Consider the following 22,023-nt stretch of genomic DNA (forward strand, 5'->3'; position numbering starts at 1 on the left):
AATGAATAGAATCATATAAAATGTCATGATAGATGGGTACTTTAACCTAGAAAGGAATCATAATTTTATGTATATCTCGATTAAATGGAAAATATTAACCCCGATTATTATTTCGCTCGTTCTTGTGTTTGTGGCGTTTTCATTCTTTTTGACGAATCAGATGGAAAAGTCGCTTGTACAAAAAGGAGAAGCGGTCGTATCATCCATTCAGTTTGGATTGGAAGATATGATTGTGGCACGTGAGACAGCGGAATCGATACTAGAAAAAGAAATGGTTGGCCAAGCGGCGATGACCTCGCTTTTGTTTGAGAAAGGAACAACGTATGAAGAGCTAGTCACACTTGCTAAGAAATCTGGTCTTGATGAGTTCTGGATTACAGACGAAAGGGGGAATACGATTTTAACAAATATGGCCCCGTCTGTTCAGTTTAATTTCGGAAGCGATCCGGATGGGCAAGCATATGAATTTATGAAGCTTTTAACGGGTGAAGAGACAGTTGTGACGCAAAAAGCAGCGGTACGTTCTGTCGATGACAAGTTTTATAAATTTGTCGGGGTAACGGGCTGGAATGATTTGCGCATTGTGCAGGTTGGACGCGATGGAGCCATGCTGAAGGAGCTTGATCAGCACATTGGCGTTGTGCCGATGATTGATAGTTTGAAACATGAATTAGGTGACGAAGTGAAATATGCCGCTGTTGTATTAGAATCAGGTGATGTAGTGGCGTCCACGAATGAATCAGTGTCACTTGGAGCAGGCATAACAGATGGAAAACAGTGGAAGGATACGATTGATGGAAAAAGTGTTATGTATTTTGCCAAGTCGCTATCTAATGGGCAAATGCTTGTCGTGGCGCTGTCCAATGAAGTCATGCAAACAGCGCAATGGTACACAGGTTTGGCGGCATTGATCAGCGTAATGCTTGTTATTTTTATTACCTATTTTGTTGTGAGACGATTGATGAAGCCTCTCGATGAGATGAGGGGATCGCTTGAAGAAATTAGCAGTGGAGAAGGTGATTTAACAGCGCGTCTTGACATATCAAGAAAGGATGAAATCGGCAAGCTTGCATCTGCGTTTAATAAAACAATTTCTGAAATACAAACGATTATCGTTGGGGTGAAACAAACTGCGTCGCATGTTGTAGAGTCAACGGTGTCATTGTCAGCATTGACGAAGGCGACGACCGATGAAACAGGGTTCATGTTGGAATCGATGCGGCAGATTGAATCGGGCGCGGCGACACAGACAGCAATGACCGCTGAATGTGTGCAGACGACAACGGCTCTGGCGCACAGGCTTCAAGACATTACAGAAGCGTCAGGAGACTTATTCGGCCAGTCAGAGAAAACGAAAGAAGCGGCGGAAACAGGTCATAGCATCATCACAGAGGCAGTGGGGCAAATGAACATCATTGATGAATCGGTTTATGCTTTATCAGCAACGATTGACGTTCTTCAGTCAAATACAATGGAAATTGGCTCCTTTCTGTCCACGATTTCTGCCATTTCCTCTCAGACTAATTTGCTGGCGCTGAACGCTGCGATTGAAGCAGCACGTGCAGGTGAACATGGACGAGGATTTTCCATTGTCGCTAATGAAGTTCGAAAGCTTGCGGAACAGACAGACGATGCGACGGGGCAAATACAGTCATTGATCAATCGGATGCAGGAGGAAGTGGAGCAGTCCGCAAAACGGATGACAGAAAGCAGCGAGTATGTAGAAAAAGGAAAAATAATTACAGGAGAAGCGGGACAATCATTCATGAATGTGCTTGAAGAAATTCGCGGCATGGCCCTGAAGTTGAAGGCGATCACGACTGCGACAGATGAAGTGGCAGCCGGGACGGAAGAGGTGAACGCCGCAAATGAAACGATTGCAGGCGCATCCAATGAAGCGCAAAGCTACATTGAAGACATTGCTGAAAAATGTGTGGTTCAAAGTGAACGGATGAATGAGATGAGTACGAGTATTCAAGAACTGCGTGAAAGCTCCGAACAACTCCACAGCAGTGTCCATCATTTTAAAACAGACTAACTTAAATGTTTAGGAACGAATCGGTGGAAATAGAGGGGGAAACGTATAGACGAATTGCATTGCGATTAAAATGTGATAATACATATGATATACTTACTACTCACAAACAACAGAAAAGAGGCACACTATGCTCACATTTGAAGAAAAAAAAGCGATTATCGAGACATTTCCGCAGTTGACGGCGAAAGATGTTTCGATGAAGCGCGTCAATTACCATTTTGAAGACAGCTTGTATGAAAAAACGGTTGTTGTTCATCACCTTCACCCAAACGGAAACGGCTTTGTTTTCGTCGCCGATTTGCCGGGCTATAACGTGAATGATAAAGGACTTGTGAATATTCGTGAGGCGAGTGAAGCAGAGCTGCGCGCAGCGATTGCAGATTCAATTCGCTATCTTTCAGATAAACCGGAAGATGAAGTGATCGAACAAGTGCCTTTATCTGAAGAACAGGAATGGCGGAATCGTGAAGGTCAAACGCTTCTTCTCGCGAATGAGGATTTATTGTGGAATGTGTACACAGGGCTCAATTTAGAAGAAAGCTTTGAATCCTTTAAAGAAGCAGAACGGTATCTGTTAGAAGAAGGATTCCGTCCGTATACGAAATAAAGAAATAGGCCGCATGCAAATGCGGTCTATTTTACGTGGTAATACTCTTTGACAACGTGCATAAACTCACGAAGTCCAGATTCTTCTTGCAAATTGGCGAGCATACCGCGCAGGACGGGAAGGCGCGGTGATCCGCTTTTTAATTCTTGCTCAATGACGTCGAGTGAGATCAAAATATTTTCGTCTTTCCAGTCATTTTTCAATTGAGACAGCCAGTCAAGGATCGTTTTGTCATTTAGTTTTTCTTTAAACAACTCATTCATGACAGCCGGATCAATGACAGGGTGAGCGCCCCTTTTTCTGAAGCCTGCTTCTATATCGTCCGCACAGTTTAAGAGGAATGTGGCAAACTCATGATAATCGATGTCCGCTTTGTCGATCATGAGGACATGAATAAACGAATGCTGAATACCTTGCAGTGCAGTAGATAAATCCCAGAAATACGGTTCGATTCTGTCACCGTAAATGGAGGTGAGCCCCTTTTTATAAAATCGATGCGTTTCCAGACGCATGTTGAAAATAAAGGCTTCAATTTCATCGTTAAACGGAATGGCATTTTCACGTGCCTGCATAATGATAAATTCTTTATGATGATGAATTTCACGCACCTGGCATTCGATTTGCTTCAAAAATTTTTCCCGTGGCGTTAAATCTTCCTCTTCAATGACAGTCAATTTATCGTACATTAATTGAAAGTAATAATGCAAAATGGCAAGCAACAGTGCTTCTTTTGATTTGAAATGCAAATAAAAGGCGCCTTTTGATATTCCGCACGTAGTCGCAATTTCTTGAACCGAGGTTGCGCTGAATCCTTTTTCTGCAAATAATTTTATCGCTTGTTCAATGATGTGTTTGTCTTTTTCTTTCATGATGGTCACCTCATTTGTCTATTATGACCCAATGGTCACTTTTTTGAAACAATTATTTCATTGACGATTGACCAATTGGTCATATATATTTATAAAAAAAGTGACCGATTGGTCAGAAGGAGATTTTTCATGAATGGCTTGATTCATTTCGTTTTAAAAAACAAATTCGCTGTCTGGCTGATGACGATCATTATCACTGCTTCGGGTTTATATTCCGGGCTGTCGATGAAGCTCGAGACGATTCCCAATATTACGCCGCCAATTGTGACGGTCATGACGGTGTATCCGGGTGCGACGCCGCAAGAAGTGGCGGACAGCGTCTCGGAACCGATTGAAAAACAGCTGCAAAATTTAAATGGAGTGAAAGTCGTCAGCTCGACGTCATATCAAAATGCGTCGTCTGTGCAGGTGGAATATACATTCTCAACCGATATGGAAAAAGCGGAGCAGGAAGCAACAGAAGCGCTTGCGAATGTGGATTTTCCTGAAAATGTGCAGGAGCCGGACGTTTCTCGCTTGAGCATTAACGCATTTCCGGTCATGTCGCTCAGTCTTTCTGATAAAAACTTGACGCTGCCGGAACTGACTGCGACAGTGGAAGAAGAGATTTTACCGGAAATTGAAGGTGTAGATGGAGTGGCATCGGTTCAAATTTCTGGTCAGCAGGTGGAAGAAGCGACGCTCGTCTTTAACGAAGAGAAATTGGTGGAGCTTCAATTAGATGAAGAAACGGTCAAGCAAATGATTCAAGCGTCCAATATGAAGGCACCGCTCGGATTATTTACGTTTGGCGATACAGAAAAATCGGTAATGATTGATGGCAATCTTTCGACGCTGGATGATTTGAAGAATATGCAAATTGGCCCGGTGAAGCTGTCTGATCTTGCGGACATTGAATTTGTCGGGAAAGCAGAATCGATTTCACGAACGAACGGTCAAGAATCGATCGGTTTGCAAATTGTGAAGTCAGCTGACGCGAATACGGTAGATGTTGTCAATGCTGTGAAAGAGAAGGTTACAGAATTTGAAGCAGATATAGAAGGACTGACGGTTACATCGACATTTGACCAAGGTGCGCCAATTGAAGAGTCGGTGAAGACGATGTTAAGTAAAGCATTGTTTGGGGCGTTGTTTGCCGTCATTATCATTATGCTGTTTTTACGTGATGTGCGTTCGACGGTGATCTCGGTTATTTCGATACCCATGTCGATTTTAATTGCGCTCATTTTGTTGAAACAGATGGATATTACGTTAAATGTGATGACGCTCGGTGCGATGACGGTGGCGATTGGCCGCGTGATTGATGATTCGATTGTGGTCGTAGAAAATATTTATAGAAGGCTGTCGCTTGAAGAGGAAGTATTGCGGGGCAAGGAACTGATCCGGGAAGCGACGAAAGAAATGTTTGTGCCGATTCTGTCGTCTACCGTTGTGACGATCGCGGTATTTTTGCCGCTCGGCCTCGTTGAAGGGACGGTCGGAGAGTTATTCTTGCCGTTTGCGTTAACGGTTGTGTTTGCACTTTTGGCATCGCTTTTGGTGGCGGTAACGATTGTGCCGATGCTTGCGCATACGATGTTTAAGCGTGGGGTTAAAGCGAAGACACATGAAGAGAAGCCGGGGAAACTGGCCGCATGGTATAAATCGGTGTTGAACTGGACATTGAATCATAAAATCATCACGTTTTTAGCGGCGATTTTGCTGCTAGCAGGAAGTTTTCTGCTTGTGCCGAAAATCGGCGTCAGCTTTTTGCCAGGTGAAGAAGAGAAAATGGTCATCGTGACGTATTCGCCGGAACCAGGGCAGACGCTTGAGGAAGTGGCGAATATTTCAACGGATGCAGAAAGCTATTTTATGGATATTGAGGATGTTGAGACGGTTCAGTATTCAGTCGGCAGTGAAAATCCGATGAGTCCAGGCCAATCGAACAGTGCGATGTTCTATGTGATGTATAATGAGGAAACAGAGAATTTTAGTGCGAAAAAAGAAGAAGCCATCGCTAATTTGCAGGCGAGTGTTGAGAAAGGCGAGTGGGCGTCGCAAGACTTTTCGGCAAGTGCCGGCAGCAACGCGATTGCGGTGAATGTATACGGCGAAACGGTGGAAGATATTGAGCCAGTTGCTGATGAAATTGAAGCGATTATGAAGGATAGCGGGTCGTTTAAAAAGGTCGAAACGGGGCTAGCTGATTCGTATGAGGAGTATACACTCGTTGCCGATCAAGAAAAACTGGCCGCAGCGGGCTTAACAGCGGGTCAAATTGCAATGGAACTAAGTCCTATGCGTGAACGTCCCGTATTGACGACCATTGAAAAAGATGGCAAGGACGTCAATGTGTATTTAGATGTACCAGTGGAGACATATGAAACAATTGAAGATTTAACAGGGAAAGAAGTAACATCACCGCTTGGCACATTTGTTGTGATCTCGGATGTAATGACGGTGGAAGAAGGCAAGACGTCTGATACGGTATCGCGCCGTGATGGAAAAGTGTTTGTTGATGTGAGCGGTGAGCTTAAAGGCGATGATGTATCGGCCGCGTCTGCTAATATACAGGCGGAACTTGAAGCGCTTGATTTGCCATCTGGTGTAGACGTATCAATGGGCGGTGTAACGCAGGATATTAATGAATCTTTTACACAGCTTGGCTTGGCAATGCTGGCTGCTGTCGCGATTGTGTATCTCGTTCTTGTGATCACATTTGGCGGAGGACTTGCACCGCTGGCGATTTTGTTCTCCCTTCCGTTTACCGTTATTGGTGCACTTGTCGCATTGTTGATTGCAGATGAAACGATCAGTATTTCGTCCATGATTGGTGCCTTAATGCTGATCGGAATTGTCGTGACGAACGCGATTGTGTTGATCGACCGAGTTATTCGTAAAGAAAAAGAAGGATTGCCTGTGCGTGAGGCATTGCTTGAAGCGGGAGCGACACGATTGCGGCCGATCTTAATGACGGCGCTTGCGACAATCGGGGCCCTGTTCCCACTTGCTTTAGGACTTGAAGGCGGCGGATTGATTTCAAAAGGATTAGGCGTTACGGTTATCGGTGGATTGACGAGTTCAACGTTACTCACACTTGTGATTGTTCCGATTGTGTATGAAACGTTGTCGAAATGGATGCGGAAAAAAGCATAGTTTCAGTTACAGGCAGTCTTTCAATGGAGAGGCTGCCTTTTCTGTAGGGTTATATGCGAATTTAAGGAAGGATCGAGCGGCATGGCATATAAAAAAGGATGCCCTGGGCTAAAATAGGGCATCCTTTTTTATAATGAATGGTGATCTTTTGATATGCCGATTCGTTCTTTTACTTCGCCTTTGATTTTGTCACCAAGTTTCTTTTTATCATGAGCCATGTGGCTAAACAACTTCTTTTATTTTTGTATAGTTGATGTTTACCCGGCTCACAATCAGTTAAACATGATCATCATTTTCAACGATGGCGTAGCGGTCGGTTTCTTTTTCAGAAAATCGGTTATACCGTTGTTTGTAAAGGGCAAACAAGTATTGAATCAATACTTTGATGAGCGCGTATGTTGGCAGACCGATAAGTACCCCAACGACGCCATATAAATGGGCAGCTGTCAGTAAGACGAAAATGATCGTAACCGGATGAATTTGGAGTGATTTCCCCATAATTTGAGGAGAAATCAATTTACCTTCAAGTAACTGTACGATCGTCCAAACGATGACGAGTTTAAGCACCATAAATGGTGATGTGACGATGGCAATGATGATTGCTGGTGTGATCGCGATGACCGGCCCAAGATAGGGAACGATGCTCGTGACACTGGCGATTGCGGCAAGCAACAGGGCGTAATCCAAACCGATAATTAAAAATCCGATGTACATCATAATCCCAATGCAAAGACTGACAAGCATTTGCCCTTGAATGTAGGAACGAAGCTGTTCATCCATTTCAATAAGCATCGCACCGGTACGTCCGCGCATTTTTGGCGGCAATACGTGCAGGAGTCCTTTGTACAATTTAGTACCGTCTTTTAATAAATAAAACAAAATGAATGGAACGGTGACGAGCGAGACGACGAAATTAGTAAGCTTGGCAATTAAGCCTGTAACGCTGTCTAACGTCTGACCGGCGATATCGGAAAAGTTTTGCGTGAGTGAGCCGAGAAACTCTTCAGCGTTCGTCTGCATGTTCTTTGAAATCTCCATATACTGTGTTTCGAACGGTGAATTGCGTGCCCACATATCAATGTCCATGCCAAGCTGACGGGCATACCCAGGGAATGACGCGATTAACGCTTCTGTTTGATCCCGTAAAAAGGGAAGAATGGTTAACAAAAGTATCGTAATCAAGCCAGATAATACGATGAACACAAGTAAAATGCCCCAGCCGCGTTTTATTTTATACCGCTGTAATCCATTAACGAGCGGGCTCAATAAATAGTAACCGACGATTGATAAAATAACGGGCAGGGCCACCGTCCCGATGAAACCGCTCAGCGGGTCAAAAATGAACGATATTTGGGAAAAAACCATAATAATAAGCCCAATTAACAGCACAATACTTAAAACGAAAATCGAGGTGCGTCCGCCTAAAAAGCGGACGAGCGGTGGCCGTTGCGGCTCGTTTTCTTTCATGACGCCAACTCCTCATACTGTCTTTTATTAATTATAACGCACTAACTTAAAAAACACGCATTTTCCGCATATCTGAAAAAACTATTTTTTAAGTTGATCATAAATTCTCTCTTATAATGAAGAAAAAGGGAGGTTATCACATGAATATTGTCCTAATCATTGGCAGCGCGATGCTTGTGGCATTCGCTTACAATTTCTTTTTTATTCCACACGAAATTTTGAGCAGCGGTTTAAGTGGTATTGCGATAATGCTCGGTATTCTAACGCCGTTCAACACTGGTGTGCTGAACTTATTGCTCAATTTACCGCTTCTTATTCTTGGTATGATGAAACTGGGTAAAAGGTTCATTGCCTACACGATTTTGTCCGTCGTCACATTGTCGATCGGGCTCTATGTTGTGCCGGTCATCAAGCTTTCAAGCGAACCGATTTTGTCCTCTTTATTTGGCGGTGTACTGACCGGCCTAGGGGCAGGCATTACATTCCGTGCCTCGGCATCAACTGGCGGCTTGGATATTATCGCGATGCTATTAGCACGGAAAAAAGACTTTCCACTCGGCTTATTATTGTCGATGATGAATGCTGTGATTATCGTGTTTGCTGGGTTTTTGTTTAGCTGGGACACAGCACTAAATACACTGATTGGGATTTATGCGACAGGAAAAGTCGTTGACAGTATTCACACGAAACATATTAAACTGACACTTAACATTGTCACTTCTAAAGGAGATGATATATGTGAAAAGCTGCTTGCAAGTTTGTATCGCGGCATTACTGTAATGGATGCAAAAGGGGCGTACTCCGGGGAAAAGCGGATGATGCTCATGACGGTTATTACACGTTATCAACTAAATGAGGTCAAGCAAATCATTCACGATGTGGACCCGACTGCGTTTGTGAACATTACGCAAACCGTCGAAGTGGTCGGATTGTTTCACCGCGAATAAGGAAAAAGCCGATCCATTTTGGATCGGCTTCGTTTGGATTACAGGATGTCTGTGACTTCGAGGTCGATCAAAATTGCTTTTTTGGCAGAAAGAAATGGTCCGGTTTCCGCAATGAACGCGCTGGACGCAATGATCGCATCTATTGCCTGCTAAACGGTTACAGCATTGACCGGTTCGATCGGTGCATCAATCGTGAGGCTTGCGCTTCCGCCTTCTAAAGCGTTGAATTGCAGCTGTACTGTTTTAGCCATACTGAAAGTCCCCCTTTCTCCTTGTTGTGTACAGTGAACGTGTAAAAATTGAAACTAAATTTGAGTCACTTCTTTCCTCGTAAAAAAACCGTAAAGCGACGCTTCACGGAATCATGGATTCATATATAGTTGTCTGAGCACGGCCATTCCGTTTCGATTGATACAGGGCTTGATCTGCTTGCTGAATGAGCAGTTCGGGTTTTTGATCGGAGCGAGGCCATATCGTGGCGGTACCAATGCTGACGGAAATAATTCCGTCTAGCGAATCTGCGTGTGGAATGCGTAAGTTTTTAACCGATTGCCGGAGGAGTTCGGCCAGTTCATAACTTTCACTAGGCACGTCAGGTGGGATAATGATGGCCATTTCTTCACCTCCGTATCGGGCTGCAATAGCACCTGATGTTTTAACCGTATCCTCAATAGTCATCGCGATGAGTCGCAAAGCTTTGTCACCTGCATCATGTCCGTACCGGTCGTTATAACTTTTGAAAAAGTCGATATCGAGCAGTAAAAGTGAGAGTGCTTTTTCCTTTTGTGCGGATTCTATAAAGGATTGTTCGAGCGTTTCATCGAAATAACGGCGGTTGCCGATACCAGTTAAACTGTCGGTAAACGAAAGCTGCTTTAGTTTTTCATTCGCTAGCTGTAGTTTTTTTTCGGCCTGCTGCCTGAGGGAAAATTCTTGATCAAGTGAACGTGCCATTTCGTTGTAGGCATTGTACAAGGCTTTAAATTCATCGAGCGATTCATCAAGTACTTGATCGGAAATGCGATGATTGTAATCGCCAAGCCGCAGGATGACCGTTCCTTCAAGTAGTTTATCAATCGGGAAAATAATTTGCTTCATGAGAAGCCGGATTACGACGAAGGCAATAAGAAAAACGAACAATAAAATCCAGCCGATCATAAACAACGAGCGCCAAAATTCAGTATTCATTTCCTGTTCACGCTCGTCATACACAAATACAGCGAGGGGGATCACCGCCAACACGCCACCGATTAACAGCAAAAAGACAGTGCTTACTAAAAACTGGCCACGAATCGTATGGAATGACCAGTAATGAAACCGCCTTAACAGCTTCATTTTTACCCTCCTTTGCTGCTTATTTTACCAGACCTTGCAGAAAGAATTGGCTTAAACGAAGCGATTATCCTGCAACAACTTCATTATTGGATGAAAAAAAGCGTCACTTCATTGAAGGGAAAAGCTAGGGGTATAACACGTATGAAGGTTTGTGGAAACAATTTCTATTTTGATCAGTGACGACGATTCGCCGCACGTTAAAAGGACTTGAGAAACAACGCTTACTGCTTACAGACAAATTTAGCGTAATGGCATTTGACTGAACGAAATGGTATACGATTGATTATGAGATGATGGAATCGCTGTTGAGCCCAAGTGATCACGGTGACAGGTTGAACATGTCTGATCAGACAGCCGATATGACGTTATTGGCCACACCTATAACAGAGAGTAACAAACAAAAGACTTCAACAGAAGATGATTCTTTATCGGAACGGGAAATGTTTGAGAAAACACTTGGGAAAGAACGTGTCACAGAAGCGATGGAACCTGCTAGGGCGAAAGAGAATGACAAATCGAAAAAAACAGCCGGGAAAGAGATGCTCCCAGACTGGTTTAAATAAGAAGAGACAGTCATTGAATGTGACGATGATTTTGAAAAAGACCGCATGTCTTTTTTAGCGGAGCTCTTCGGCGCCAAGGAAATAACATAAATCTTTTCTATGAATCTACTCTAAGAAAAATGAGCGGCTGAAAAAGAAAACAGAGAGCCATAATGACTCTCTGTCTCTACCTGTCTTTTGACGAAGTCTATCAAACTTAGGGGAGTGACTGGCACCTTATTTTATTTTGAACTGTTGTATAAGATCATTCAAATTAGCTGCGCTTTCCTCTAGTGATTTTGCACTCCCAGAAACTTCATCCATTGAACTGCTTGATTCTTGAGCAGTAGCCGACACTTGTTCAATACCTGCAGCTGCTTCTTCTGAAACAGATGCTATGTTTTCAATGGAATCATTAATAGATTTTGTATTATCTAACACCGTATATAATGATGATGCCATTTCTTCAATTTGAGTGCCAACTAAATGAATGGTTTCTTTGAGGTTTTTAAATGTTTCCCCGGTCGTTTGGATTTGACTTGTGCCTTCATTTACTAGTTCATATCCATCATCTAGCGATTTGACCACCTGTTTTGATTCTAATTGAATATCTTTAACAATGTTTGTAATATCAGAAATAGAATGCCCAACTTGTTCCGCGAGCTTTCGAACCTCATTTGCTACGACCGCAAAACCTTTTCCTTGTTCTCCTGCACGGGCAGCTTCAATGGATGCGTTAAGTGCCAGCAAGTTTGTCTGTTCTGCAACCTCCTCAATTACTTTCACTAGCTTTGTAATTTCATTCGTCTTGTTATCTAATCCTTTGACCATGGAGAGTGAATGTTTCACTTTATCATTAATATGGTCCATTTTCCGAATGGATTCTTCCATATATTCACTTCCATTATTCGTCATCTTGAGCATGGTGTGTGATTGATCTTTTATATCTTCACCTTTATCAACGATATGCATGATTTCTTGAGAGAACTGAATCATCTTTTCATTAAGTGATGATGACGAATGAGCTTGAATTTCTGCCCCGTTTGCCAACTCATCCATCGTTGTGGCAATTTGTTGACTGCCAGTCGTTACTGCATCTGCATATTGTGTAAGTTCTTCACTCTCGCTCGTTACATTATTCGATACAATAATGATCTCTTCAACCAACTGTTTTAATGAATTTCTCATATCACGAATACTATTAGAAATCGTTCCGATCTCATCTTTTCTTGATAAGTATTTTGTGTCAATCTCTTGGGAAAAGTCACCACTTGCAATGATTTTTAAACTTTCAGCTGATTTAATGATCGGTGTAGTGATTCGCTTTGAAATTAAAATATTTAATAAAAGAGTAAAGATGAGAACAATAACCGAAATAAGTAAAATCGTTTTGGTCATCTCTTTAGCCCCACTTGTTAATTCATCCTCGGATATAAATGACGCTAAAGTCCAGTCGGTGTTCTTTACTTTATATGGAGAAACCATGTATTTTTTTCCTTTAATCGTTGCATAAAAGGGTTTTATATCTTTTGATAATACCTTTGTTAACCCCTCGATCTTTACTTCTTCTATCTTTTTGAAATTATTTTTGGCGTTATTTCCATCCGCCATAATAATGCCCGTATTATGTACGATCATAGAAAAACCTGTGTTGCCTGTCCTCATTTCATTTAACATGTCACTGATAACAGATTGCTGAACATCGATTCCTATTGTTCCTAATAGCTTCCCGTTCTTATCCGTGAATGTCTTCACATTACTTGTCCCCATTGAATTCGTAATACTGTCTATATACGGGGCTGTCCTGACGATATCCCCATTACCGCCTATAGCCGTTTGATACCATCCTCTAGTGGTAGGGTCATAGTTTTCGTTGATTTTTGTTTCGGGCCACGTAAGGTATGCTCCTTCTTTTGTTGCAAGATACACATACATTGTGTCTGGATGTGTATCTGCATACAGTTTAAATGCATCATATATTTTTTGTTCTAATCCTCCATTTTTAGAAGGTGTCATTTGTACTTCTTGACTGTTATTTTTATATGTTGTAATAGATGTATCCGCTTGCATAATTAATGGATGTTGAGCCATCATTTGAATATCTTTATCTATTTGATCATAAAAAATGCCTATCGATTTCTCAACAATCATCATTTGTTCTTTTGAATTATCTAGAAAATCATTTTTAGCTTGTTTAGTAATTTGATAGCTCATGATGCCGCCGACTATTAATAAAGTAAATAGAATCCCAATAGCTGAAGTTGCTATAAATTGTGCTTGTATACTTCTTATTTTTTTAAACAAATATTTTACCCCCAATTGACATGACAATTCTTGCGGAAAATAACGTTAAATAATTTGTTCTAACTCAATAATGGTTTTAAAATCAGAGTATTCGCTTCTCGAAAATCGTATATGGAATTGGAAAAATTCATGAGACGGAAAGCATCTCATAATGTATCTTTGTCCGGCTATTCAGATAATAAATAGGATGAAAGTGGTGATGAACATTCCCCCTTGTTTCTAAAGTCTTTAGTGGATACAAGATATAACACCTTTCTGCAAAATAAAAAAGGTACGCCTGAAAACAAGGCCCCCTTTTTTGTAAGTTTCCTCCGGTCATCCGGCTGCCATAGCCAAAAGGCTTTAGGTCCGTAGCAATGTGTTTTTATCTGTCAATCCGTTTGCCATTATCGATAAAATTATTTAATTAGTATAATCATAACATATTATAACATATTTTCACATAATTACAATGAAATCGATATTTTTACCAGTTCGTTTTACCTATCTTTTTCGTTGAAAATAGAAAGGCGACATTCCGTTAAATTTTCAACGAAATGTCGCCTTTTTTGATTTGAGATTTACTTACTCATTTAAAATCGCAGGCTTTTCAATGCCCTCTTTATCCCACATTAACGGGCAGTAAGACCCCCGCTTCAAGACTTTGAAAAGAAAAGAAGGATAAGCGGGGGGATCAACTGCCCGTAAAAGCCCGATTGGTTCAACTAACATTCAGTGGGGATGAAGAAAACCCCCACTGAATGAAGTTTCACTTTATTCCGTTTCTTCATTAGTCGTGCCATCTTCAGTCTCTTTAACTTGATCTTCTTGTTGTTCATCTTCAACATTATTATCTTGATCTTCTCCATCCGCACAGCCCGTTAATCCACTAAGTGTTAAAGTAGCTGCCATTCCACCAACTAGAAATTTTTTCTTCCAATTAGAATCCATGAATAACTCCTCCTATTAAACGGATTTGATGAAGCATGCCGTTCCCTTTACAAAGTAAAAGAAACGAAAGATAAAGCATAGTGACTATATCATGAATTAAAATACAAAAGTCTAAATTTACAAAAAATTAACAATAATCCATTAATGTTTCATAAAGAATTTGTGATTATGTGGTACTATTTACAAAGTTAAGCTAGATTCATTGAAAAAGGAGGGAAATGAATGGATCTATTTCAGGGAATTAAAATTCTACATATCATTGGAGGATTTACGGCTCTGTTCACATTTTGGCTGCCCGTTGTCACAAAGAAAGGAGGAAGGCTTCATCGTCTGTTTGGATGGGTGTATGTAGGAGGAATGACGATGGTGGCTTTATCCGCTTTTTACATGGGTATATATCGTCTTTTAGACCCGTCTAGTTCTGTTGAAATGTTCTCATTTTCATTGTTTTTGCTTTTTATTTCGATTTTAAGTTCGTCGACTGTGTATTATGGGATTCGTGTGCTGCGGTTTAAAGGGAGAAAGGGCATTCATAAAAACGTACTAGATATAGGATTTCCTATTTTGCTTCTTACATCCGCGATTTGCATCAGTGTGTATGGGTTCATACAGGAGTTTGTCCTGCTGTCATGGTTTCCATTGCTTGGCGTATTCTTAGGTGCAACCCAATTAACGTACTGGCTTCAAAAGCCAAAGAAGAACATGCACTGGTGGTTTGAACATTTTAGCGGAATGCTAGGCTGCTCGATCGCCACGATAACAGCATTTACGGTTTTTGGCGCACCGAGATTGCTCAACATCGAAGCCGTCAGCATTGTCTTATGGTTCCTGCCAACGATTATAGTAACCCCCGTTATTATAGGGCTCGCGATATATTACACGAAAAAATTTAACGGAAAAAAGAAACCGGATATTCCAACATAAATCGATCCGTGCTGCAAATTTATGCTCCAAACAGACGAAAATGGCTGTGAAGCAGGCACTGCATCCTATAGGAGTAGAGAGGAGGTGTAGCTAAAAAAGTACACAAGGCAAATAAGCTGTTTTTTGCCGTTTAATCATGTTTTCACATACATAAAAACATCTCCTTGGAATATACCAAGAAGATGTGATGAGTCACATGCGCCGATTTTCTACCGTTTTCATCCGGTTTTGCTGATCGGGGACACCTGCGATTTCTTCGAGTTTTTGATTTTTTTCTCTTTGAATCTGTTTGACATTTTTTTCGAACACTTCATCGTATTTTTCTTCTTTTTTGGTCATCTAACACACTCCTTTGAAATCAATTCACGTTAGTTTCTCCGGAGTCCGCGATTGTATCCGCGATTTTTTTGCCATTGGCGATACATGCCCCGATGCCGACACCGTAATATGAACAGCCAGCGAGCAGCACATTTGGAAAAAGGTCCGCCATTTTTTGTGATAAGGATGAGACGGCTTGACTATGCTGCAAATGGTAATTGGGCATTAAATTTGTCCATCGTGTTACGTTAACAGAATGCGGTTTTTCGATTAGACCGAGACTTTTCTGAATGTCAGACAGCGCTGCCTTCGTTAATGCCTCTTCATTCATTTGTTTCAATGCTTCATAATTTGGATTCGAGCTTTTGTAAAATAATCGGACTAATAAATGGTGATGTAAAGAGGTATGCGCCCATTTTTGACTTGTCCATGTACATGCATCACACATTAAATCGCTGCCTTCTGTGACGATAAATCCGGTCCCGTCGGGGAGGCGTTCATTGGAAATATTAAATCCAATATAGACGCTCGTCAGCGAAGAATTCGTCAACTCGTTGAAATCGGCATCGAGTTCCGGTGAATTCAACATGCGCTGTGCAGCGTCATGCGAAGTACTCAACACGACAAAATCAGCGTGAATATGTTTATCGTTATCAAATGAAAGTTCATACCCAGCGTCCGTTTTTTCAATGTGGATTACACGAACGCCTTTTAAAAATTCGGCATGACCGGAACGTTCCTCAAGACGGTCAATAAGTGTTGAGAGGCCGTTTTTAAAGGAAATAAATTTTTTGTTACCAGCAGATTGAAAGGTTTTTTTGTTCTCGGAAAATCCTTTAATGATGCTGCCATACTTATTTTTGTAATCAAGTAAATAGGGCAATGTGGATTTCATCGTCAACGTATCCAGTTTCCCTGAATACACACCGGATAAAATCGGAGAAATTTGTTTTTCGACGATTTCTTCACCTAAAAAATACGTCAAAAATGAGCCAACTGAACTGTCGATTGTAAAGGGGTTTTCCGTTTTTTCAAAGTCAAGCATCGCTTCCTGCTTGCCTTTCTCTGAAATTAATGTGCTGCTAAACAGTGAATCGACACTTGTAGGAATGCCGAAAATAGTGTCTTCGGGAACTTTATGCAGCATGTTGTCGGTATAAATATAGGATGTACCCGTTTCGTTATAGACGAGTTCATTAAGCAAATCAAGTTCTTCGATGAGCGGCATCACCCCTTCGCTTCGCGCGACAATCGAATCGGCGCCTGCTTCCATAATGAATTCATCATTATTCACCGTGCGTATTTTACCGCCGAGTTCCTCGTTTTGTTCAACGAGAATGACATGTAGATTTTGTTGTTGTTTCTGTAAATAATACAAGGCGGACAAGCCTGTGATACCGCCTCCGATAATGACAGCTGTTTTCATAAATGTTCACTCCTCGCCATTATCATAGCATTTTTTCAACAGCTGTCTGCAGGTCAATTTCGACATTTCCTTTAATTGCGCGGCTGATCATGCATGATCGTTCCGCTTTTTCTGCCAGTTTATGCGCAAGCTGGACATCTTTTTCTGTTGCATCTACTTTTAACACAATTGCCGGTCGATGAATTATTTTTTTATACGTCATGATGCCGTTCGTCACATCGACAATGCCTTCTGATTCCATTGTGAGGGAGACCTTTTCGAGCTTATTACGCTCAAGCATCGCAGCAAGCGTAATAATGTAGCACGTTGCGGCTGCTCCGAGCAGCATCTCATCGGGATTCGTACCAATGCCTGGACCATTCATTTCAGGCGGGATGGACACGTTCGTTATTAAATTTCCTGCTTTAATTGTCCCGACATCATTTCGAGCACCCGGCCAGTCCGCTTTTAAATGAAAGATATGCTCCGCCATAAAATCATCTCCTTCCGTTCAGTTTAACGAAGGATAAGCAGGGGATCAACTGCCCGTAAAAGCCCGATTGGTTCGGGCCAGGCAGAGCCTGGTCACTCAGGTATTGCCGCAGGACGCGGCGTTCTTTACCTGAGTTCCTGTTTATTCAGTGGGGAGAGAGGAAGGCAGACTAAGAACGTCACATCCTGTGAACCTAACCCCCACTGAATGAAGTATCACTTTATTGAAAAGAACGATCCTGCTTTTGATTTCCATATTACCGTAGATAAGACATCGGATGAGTGATGAGAAAAGGAGCTGTTTTGGTATCGTGTAAGATACATCTGAATATAGTTATGAATGCACTTTACGATTGTGTGTTTAATATTTATAATATTCTTATAATTAAAAGTGAAGGGACAATCATGTTGAAAAGTCATTAATTGATGTCATTGTCTTTATATTCAGTTTCTTTAGTACTTTTACCAGCGCAGATACGTTTAGGGATGTTTTAGAATCAAATCGTTTTTATGAAGAAATGGATAGGAGATCAGATTTACTCTAAAGAGTCTTTTGTGCACACAAAAAAAACCGATTCTCTTTTTTATTTTTGAGAAGCGGTTAATGGTGGGTCACTAGGATTTATTCTGCTATATAAAATCACAACTTTCATCTTTTATGACCAAACTTTTTTTGTTCCATGTAAATTCCGTATTCTTGTGCTTTAACAATTTTTTCCCCATAAGTGTTTACTGCTTTTTTAACTATTTTAATAAAGTTCATGTTCATTCTCCTATTCTTAAATTATTTGTTTTGTTCGATCACAAGTCCATATTCCTGTACTTTGACGAGCTGTTTGCCATAAGCATTCATTGCGGCTTTTACTGCTTTTACGACGTTCATGTCTGTTCTCCTCCTCCTATTTGGTATGCCTTAATTATCGGTTATCACGTACTTTTTATCAAAGTGGATGTAAACGGAAACAATCCCGATGTAAACGATAACATTGGCAATGAAAGCGAGTAACATGTCCCTTTTTCTCACTAATTCATTCTTTTTCTTCAATTATCATTGTTTTACATATTTGTGGCTTTTTATAAAAAAATTTGTTGAATTTAGGCGATTGGGAAGTGAAAATGATTGGTTTGTTGTGTTAAAATATATAAAAAAAGGAAATCGGAAAGGTGGCTCAACGATGATTTTTGATTGATTCATTTTAACTGTATTGTACTTTGTAAATTCAACATGTCGTGTATTTTTTAAAAATATTGAAAGCGCTTTTATATTTTGATAATCATACTTAAGAAAATACATGAATTTCTTGTCAAGTTTCTCAATATATTTCAGAAAATTAAGAAAGTGATTTTTAAAAACGTATAAATGGAGGCAGATAAACTTGGATGAAATTTTAATAGTTGAAGACGATGTGGATATACAGAAGATTATCTCAATGAATTTATCTCTTGAAGGGTTTGGCTATACAATTGCCGGAACAGGAATGGAAGCAATTAAAAAAGTTCGGGAAAACGAACCGGATCTTATTCTATTAGACATCGAATTACCCGATATGAACGGAATTGATTTATGCCAGCAGCTGCGCGAATTGACGGCTGTACCGATCCTGTATGTAACCTGTAATAATGAGGACCGGGAAAAGATTTTAGCTTTTGCGATGGGAGGAGATGATTATATTGAAAAGCCCTTTAATTCGAGAGTGTTAATCGCCCGTATTAAAGCGCACTTAAGAAGAAATACGATCAATCATAATCAAAACGCTTTTAAGAAGCGAATTTCTTTTGATGACATTGTGATCGATCTGTCTGCCCGGGAAGTGACACGGAATGGAAAAATCATTGAATTAACAGCCAAGGAATTTGAGTTGCTCACCTTTTTCGTCCAACATCCTAATCAAGTATTTTCAGCGGAACAGCTACTCGATCAAATTTGGGGGTATGATTCGTTTAGTGAGAAGAGTACGATTATCGTGCATATTTCAAACTTGAGGAAGAAGATTGAAGAGTATCCAGTAAACCCTTCCTACATCATTACAATGAGAGGGGTAGGGTACAAGTTTGTGCAAACGTCCATTTAATTTTAGGAAATCCTATTATTTTAAAATATTACTATTTACAACGATGATCTCTTTTATTCCGTTCGTGATGATCGCAGCGTACAGCATGTACCAAGGAAGCAATTTATCGAATCAAATTATGAAAGATCATATAGCGGAGACGAAAAAAGCCGTTTTGTCTCAAAAACAGTTGTATCTTCAAAAAGAAACACAAAATTTGAACACCGATTTGCACAATCTCGAAAACACGTTAAGGTTAATTCAAAAACAAGCGGAAACGATTTATAGCCAGCCTAATAAAGCTCTTACAAATAAACTGAATTTGACAAAAGGGAAAGAAGGTTACATGTGGGAAAAATTCGAAGATAAATTTGAAAAAACAAATGTTTTTATTAGTTCTTTATCAAGTGATTCACCAGAGGCTACAATCAATGATTTGGAAATAGCTAAGCAACTGGAACCATTGTTTGTTCAAACAATGAAAAATGAATCTATGATCAATGCCGTTTACTTATCGCTGCCAACATCATCATGGCTCTATTATCCATATCTCGATGTAGAGACAGCTATTTCAGAGAAGACGTTTTCACCAGATCTGCGTTTTCAAGATTACGAATTTTATACAGTGGCGTTGAATCCCAAACGTAAAGTGAAATGGACAACACCTTATATATGGTCAGCTAAACCGATCGGCGATGTAACGAAAGAGGATTGGCTTATTTCTGCTGGAGCACCCGTTTATACGTCTAATGGCGTTTTTAAAGGAATGGTCGGTTTAGATGTTCCAATTGAAAACATTACAAATAAATTAATGGATGTTGAATTCAGTGAACCAAACGCCTTTGCCTTTTTAATCGATGATAAAGGGAATTATATCTCGGGACAAACGAAAGCAGAAACGATTTGGAAAAACGAAACGATTATGAAAAGTGCGTTAAAAAATAAAGAAGGCATCGTGCAAATCCCATATTCGAATTCAGATGCTTATCTTTTATCTTCGTCATTAAATAACGGTTGGATTCTTAACTTTATTATTTCAGAGTCAGATATTGTAGAACCGATTGTTAAAAGTACAGAGGCACAAACGAACAAGCATATGCTTCTTTTTTTATCCCATCTTTTCGTATTTTTAATTTTCGGAATTGCCATTCTACTATATATGACGTATCGATTTTCACGAACGATCACTCAGCCTATTGATCAGTTAACGAATGCACTAAGAGAGAGTGCTGACGGCAATTTTGTGAAAGAACTTCCTATTAAGCAAGAAGATGAAATTGGCAACTTGGCGTTAGCGTTTAACTTTATGAACCGAAAAATTCAAGAATTGGTTGGTGAATTAAATTTAAAAGCCCATCAATTAGAAGATAAAGTGTTAGAGCGGACGAAAGAGCTAGAAAGTGCCAATGAGCAGTTAGTTAACACGAACCAGCAACTTCAAGAATCGGAAAAACGACGAAAAGAATTTATGTCACAAATTTCTCACGATTTAAAAACGCCATTAACGTCCGTCAGAGAGTACACGGAAATTTTAGTGAATCGTCCACAACTACCTGATATACAGAAAAAAGAAATTATGAATTCAATTCTACTGCGTAGCAACCATATTATCCAATTAATTAATGATCTATTTGAAATGAGCACGGATGATGATGGAGATTATATAAAAGAAGTCATCCCATTCGATTTCTTACTAGAGCAATCATTGGATATGATTGCGATCCGATCAGAAGGATCCGATATAGAAATTACGAAAGACTATGAAATCGGCTCACTATTCATTTTTGTCGACCCGAAGAAAATGAATCGTGTATTTATTAATATATTGGAGAATGCCGTCAAATATACCAAATCAAAAAATGGCGAAAAAATAAAAATTGAGATTTCCGCCTATCAACAAGGTGAAAATGTGATCATTACGTTTAAAGATTATGGAATCGGCATATCAGAAAATAATAAAGAAAAAATCTTTCTTCCATTCTTCCGAGAGAAGAGGACAAAAACCGAAAAAATTAAAGGAAATGGATTAGGTTTGTCGATTGTTCAAAAAATTATTGATGCACATGAAGGACAGATTTTGGTGGAAAGCAAAGTAAGCGTAGGAACGACGATTACAATTGTGCTGCCGTTAGTTGAAATATCAGACTTTTAATAACCTGAGCGGATACTATTTATTAGTGTCCGCTCTTTTCTTTGCGAAAGAATGTAAGAATGGATTCATCTAGGCGACGGGAAGAGCCTAATAAAAAAAGAATATTGATAGAATATTTATTATATTTAGAATTTATCGAAAATTTATCGTTAGTTTATATACACTTTAGGATAACTTTATAAATAAATTATATGATACATGTATAGAAAAGAGAAACACACGAAAGAAAAATAAACGGTTACAAAAAAATATGAAAACGTTAACAGACTGAATATTTATTGTATTTAAAATTTACAGAAAATTTATCGTTAGTTTAGATGCACTTTAGGATAACTTTATAAATGAATATTATGATACATGTATAGAAAAGAGAAACACACAAAAGAAAAGTAAACGGTTACAAAAAGTATGCAAACGTTATCATATAGAAACAAAAGAATAAAATAACGGGAGTGAAAAGCATGAGTGCAGAAACAGCATGGTTAGAAGAATTGACGTATTTAA

Annotated in this window: 16 protein-coding genes and 1 riboswitch; of the genes, 8 read left to right on the top strand and 8 right to left on the bottom strand. The window is 40.0% G+C overall.

Features of this window, described 5'->3' with window-relative positions:
- Positions 1-67: 67 nt before the first annotated feature.
- Together BLL40_RS14650 and BLL40_RS14655 are read left to right on the top strand one after the other, a co-directional pair.
- On the top strand, positions 68-2,038 hold the full coding sequence (locus tag BLL40_RS14650; protein ID WP_073712607.1) for a methyl-accepting chemotaxis protein: 1,971 nt from the start codon (positions 68-70) through the stop codon (positions 2,036-2,038).
- 127 nt (positions 2,039-2,165) lie between these two features.
- Positions 2,166-2,645 (top strand): hypothetical protein, encoded by a 480-nt coding sequence (locus BLL40_RS14655; RefSeq protein ID WP_073712608.1) that lies wholly within the window; start codon positions 2,166-2,168, stop codon positions 2,643-2,645.
- Positions 2,646-2,671: 26 nt separating this feature from the next.
- Here the strand turns inward: BLL40_RS14655 and BLL40_RS14660 are convergent, their stop codons facing one another.
- On the bottom strand, positions 2,672-3,514 hold the full coding sequence (locus BLL40_RS14660) for a TetR/AcrR family transcriptional regulator (protein WP_073712609.1): 843 nt from the start codon (positions 3,512-3,514) through the stop codon (positions 2,672-2,674).
- A gap of 129 nt (positions 3,515-3,643) precedes the next feature.
- On the opposite strand from BLL40_RS14660, the gene BLL40_RS14665 reads away from it, so the two are divergent.
- Positions 3,644-6,652 (top strand): efflux RND transporter permease subunit, encoded by a 3,009-nt coding sequence (locus tag BLL40_RS14665; protein ID WP_073712610.1) that lies wholly within the window; start codon positions 3,644-3,646, stop codon positions 6,650-6,652.
- 276 nt (positions 6,653-6,928) lie between these two features.
- Here BLL40_RS14665 and BLL40_RS14670 read toward each other — a convergent pair whose 3' ends face one another.
- Positions 6,929-8,119 (bottom strand): AI-2E family transporter, encoded by a 1,191-nt coding sequence (locus BLL40_RS14670; RefSeq protein WP_073712611.1) that lies wholly within the window; start codon positions 8,117-8,119, stop codon positions 6,929-6,931.
- Between the two features lie 140 nt (positions 8,120-8,259).
- Between BLL40_RS14670 and BLL40_RS14675 the strand changes: the two genes are divergently transcribed.
- The gene (locus BLL40_RS14675; protein ID WP_073712612.1) at positions 8,260-9,066 is read left to right on the top strand and encodes a YitT family protein; all 807 of its coding nucleotides are present in this window, start codon (positions 8,260-8,262) and stop codon (positions 9,064-9,066) included.
- A 354-nt stretch (positions 9,067-9,420) separates the two neighbouring features.
- Here BLL40_RS14675 and BLL40_RS14680 read toward each other — a convergent pair whose 3' ends face one another.
- Complete coding sequence (locus tag BLL40_RS14680) at positions 9,421-10,401, bottom strand: GGDEF domain-containing protein (protein ID WP_073712613.1); 981 nt, start codon at positions 10,399-10,401, stop codon at positions 9,421-9,423.
- A gap of 338 nt (positions 10,402-10,739) precedes the next feature.
- Between BLL40_RS14680 and BLL40_RS14685 the strand changes: the two genes are divergently transcribed.
- A complete protein-coding gene (locus BLL40_RS14685; RefSeq protein ID WP_073712614.1) occupies positions 10,740-10,964 on the top strand; it encodes a hypothetical protein in 225 nt (74 codons plus the stop codon).
- A 216-nt stretch (positions 10,965-11,180) separates the two neighbouring features.
- Here the strand turns inward: BLL40_RS14685 and BLL40_RS17850 are convergent, their stop codons facing one another.
- Both BLL40_RS17850 and BLL40_RS17585 read right to left on the bottom strand, forming a co-directional pair.
- Entirely contained in the window at positions 11,181-13,247 is a 2,067-nt protein-coding gene (locus tag BLL40_RS17850) for a methyl-accepting chemotaxis protein (RefSeq protein ID WP_073712615.1), read from the bottom strand.
- A gap of 310 nt (positions 13,248-13,557) precedes the next feature.
- Positions 13,558-13,642, bottom strand: a riboswitch (cyclic di-GMP riboswitch).
- 358 nt (positions 13,643-14,000) lie between these two features.
- Positions 14,001-14,177 (bottom strand): hypothetical protein, encoded by a 177-nt coding sequence (locus BLL40_RS17585; RefSeq protein WP_173799931.1) that lies wholly within the window; start codon positions 14,175-14,177, stop codon positions 14,001-14,003.
- 222 nt (positions 14,178-14,399) lie between these two features.
- On the opposite strand from BLL40_RS17585, the gene BLL40_RS14695 reads away from it, so the two are divergent.
- On the top strand, positions 14,400-15,101 hold the full coding sequence (locus BLL40_RS14695) for a DUF2306 domain-containing protein (protein WP_073712616.1): 702 nt from the start codon (positions 14,400-14,402) through the stop codon (positions 15,099-15,101).
- Between the two features lie 192 nt (positions 15,102-15,293).
- On the opposite strand, the gene BLL40_RS17445 is transcribed toward BLL40_RS14695, so the two are convergent.
- From BLL40_RS17445 to BLL40_RS14705, 3 genes are read right to left on the bottom strand one after another with little or no spacing between them, the layout of a single operon-like run.
- Positions 15,294-15,440 carry a hypothetical protein gene (locus BLL40_RS17445; RefSeq protein WP_159434229.1) on the bottom strand — a complete coding sequence of 49 codons (147 nt, stop codon included), beginning with the start codon at positions 15,438-15,440 and terminating at the stop codon, positions 15,294-15,296.
- A 19-nt stretch (positions 15,441-15,459) separates the two neighbouring features.
- Positions 15,460-16,845: a protoporphyrinogen oxidase gene (locus tag BLL40_RS14700; RefSeq protein WP_073712617.1), complete on the bottom strand. Its 1,386-nt coding sequence runs from the start codon at positions 16,843-16,845 to the stop codon at positions 15,460-15,462.
- A 22-nt stretch (positions 16,846-16,867) separates the two neighbouring features.
- Positions 16,868-17,317 (bottom strand): OsmC family protein, encoded by a 450-nt coding sequence (locus tag BLL40_RS14705; RefSeq protein ID WP_073712618.1) that lies wholly within the window; start codon positions 17,315-17,317, stop codon positions 16,868-16,870.
- Positions 17,318-18,692: 1,375 nt separating this feature from the next.
- Between BLL40_RS14705 and BLL40_RS14710 the strand changes: the two genes are divergently transcribed.
- Positions 18,693-19,388, top strand: a complete 696-nt coding sequence (locus BLL40_RS14710; RefSeq protein WP_083566556.1) for a response regulator transcription factor — start codon at positions 18,693-18,695, stop codon at positions 19,386-19,388.
- On the top strand, positions 19,369-21,519 hold the full coding sequence (locus BLL40_RS14715; protein WP_073712620.1) for a sensor histidine kinase: 2,151 nt from the start codon (positions 19,369-19,371) through the stop codon (positions 21,517-21,519). The genes BLL40_RS14710 and BLL40_RS14715 overlap by 20 nt, the downstream gene beginning before the upstream one ends.
- Positions 21,520-22,023: the final 504 nt, after the last annotated feature.

It is taken from the genome of Domibacillus mangrovi (genome assembly GCF_001906925.1).
GTDB classification, from domain to species: Bacteria; Bacillota; Bacilli; order Bacillales; family Domibacillaceae; genus Domibacillus; species Domibacillus mangrovi.

Excerpts from the sequence above, each read along its gene's own strand:
- BLL40_RS17585 (WP_173799931.1), bottom strand. The coding sequence starts at position 14,177 with ATGGATTCTAATTGGAAGAAAAAATTTCTAGTTGGTGGAATGGCAGCT.
- BLL40_RS17445 (WP_159434229.1), bottom strand. The coding sequence starts at position 15,440 with ATGACCAAAAAAGAAGAAAAATACGATGAAGTGTTCGAAAAAAATGTC.
- BLL40_RS14660 (WP_073712609.1), bottom strand. The coding sequence starts at position 3,514 with ATGAAAGAAAAAGACAAACACATCATTGAACAAGCGATAAAATTATTT.
- BLL40_RS14675 (WP_073712612.1), top strand. The coding sequence starts at position 8,260 with ATGAATATTGTCCTAATCATTGGCAGCGCGATGCTTGTGGCATTCGCT.
- BLL40_RS14700 (WP_073712617.1), bottom strand. The coding sequence starts at position 16,845 with ATGAAAACAGCTGTCATTATCGGAGGCGGTATCACAGGCTTGTCCGCC.
- BLL40_RS14665 (WP_073712610.1), top strand. The coding sequence starts at position 3,644 with ATGAATGGCTTGATTCATTTCGTTTTAAAAAACAAATTCGCTGTCTGG.
- BLL40_RS14695 (WP_073712616.1), top strand. The coding sequence starts at position 14,400 with ATGGATCTATTTCAGGGAATTAAAATTCTACATATCATTGGAGGATTT.
- BLL40_RS14685 (WP_073712614.1), top strand. The coding sequence starts at position 10,740 with ATGTCTGATCAGACAGCCGATATGACGTTATTGGCCACACCTATAACA.
- BLL40_RS14670 (WP_073712611.1), bottom strand. The coding sequence starts at position 8,119 with ATGAAAGAAAACGAGCCGCAACGGCCACCGCTCGTCCGCTTTTTAGGC.
- BLL40_RS14650 (WP_073712607.1), top strand. The coding sequence starts at position 68 with ATGTATATCTCGATTAAATGGAAAATATTAACCCCGATTATTATTTCG.
- BLL40_RS14680 (WP_073712613.1), bottom strand. The coding sequence starts at position 10,401 with ATGAAGCTGTTAAGGCGGTTTCATTACTGGTCATTCCATACGATTCGT.
- BLL40_RS14655 (WP_073712608.1), top strand. The coding sequence starts at position 2,166 with ATGCTCACATTTGAAGAAAAAAAAGCGATTATCGAGACATTTCCGCAG.
- BLL40_RS14705 (WP_073712618.1), bottom strand. The coding sequence starts at position 17,317 with ATGGCGGAGCATATCTTTCATTTAAAAGCGGACTGGCCGGGTGCTCGA.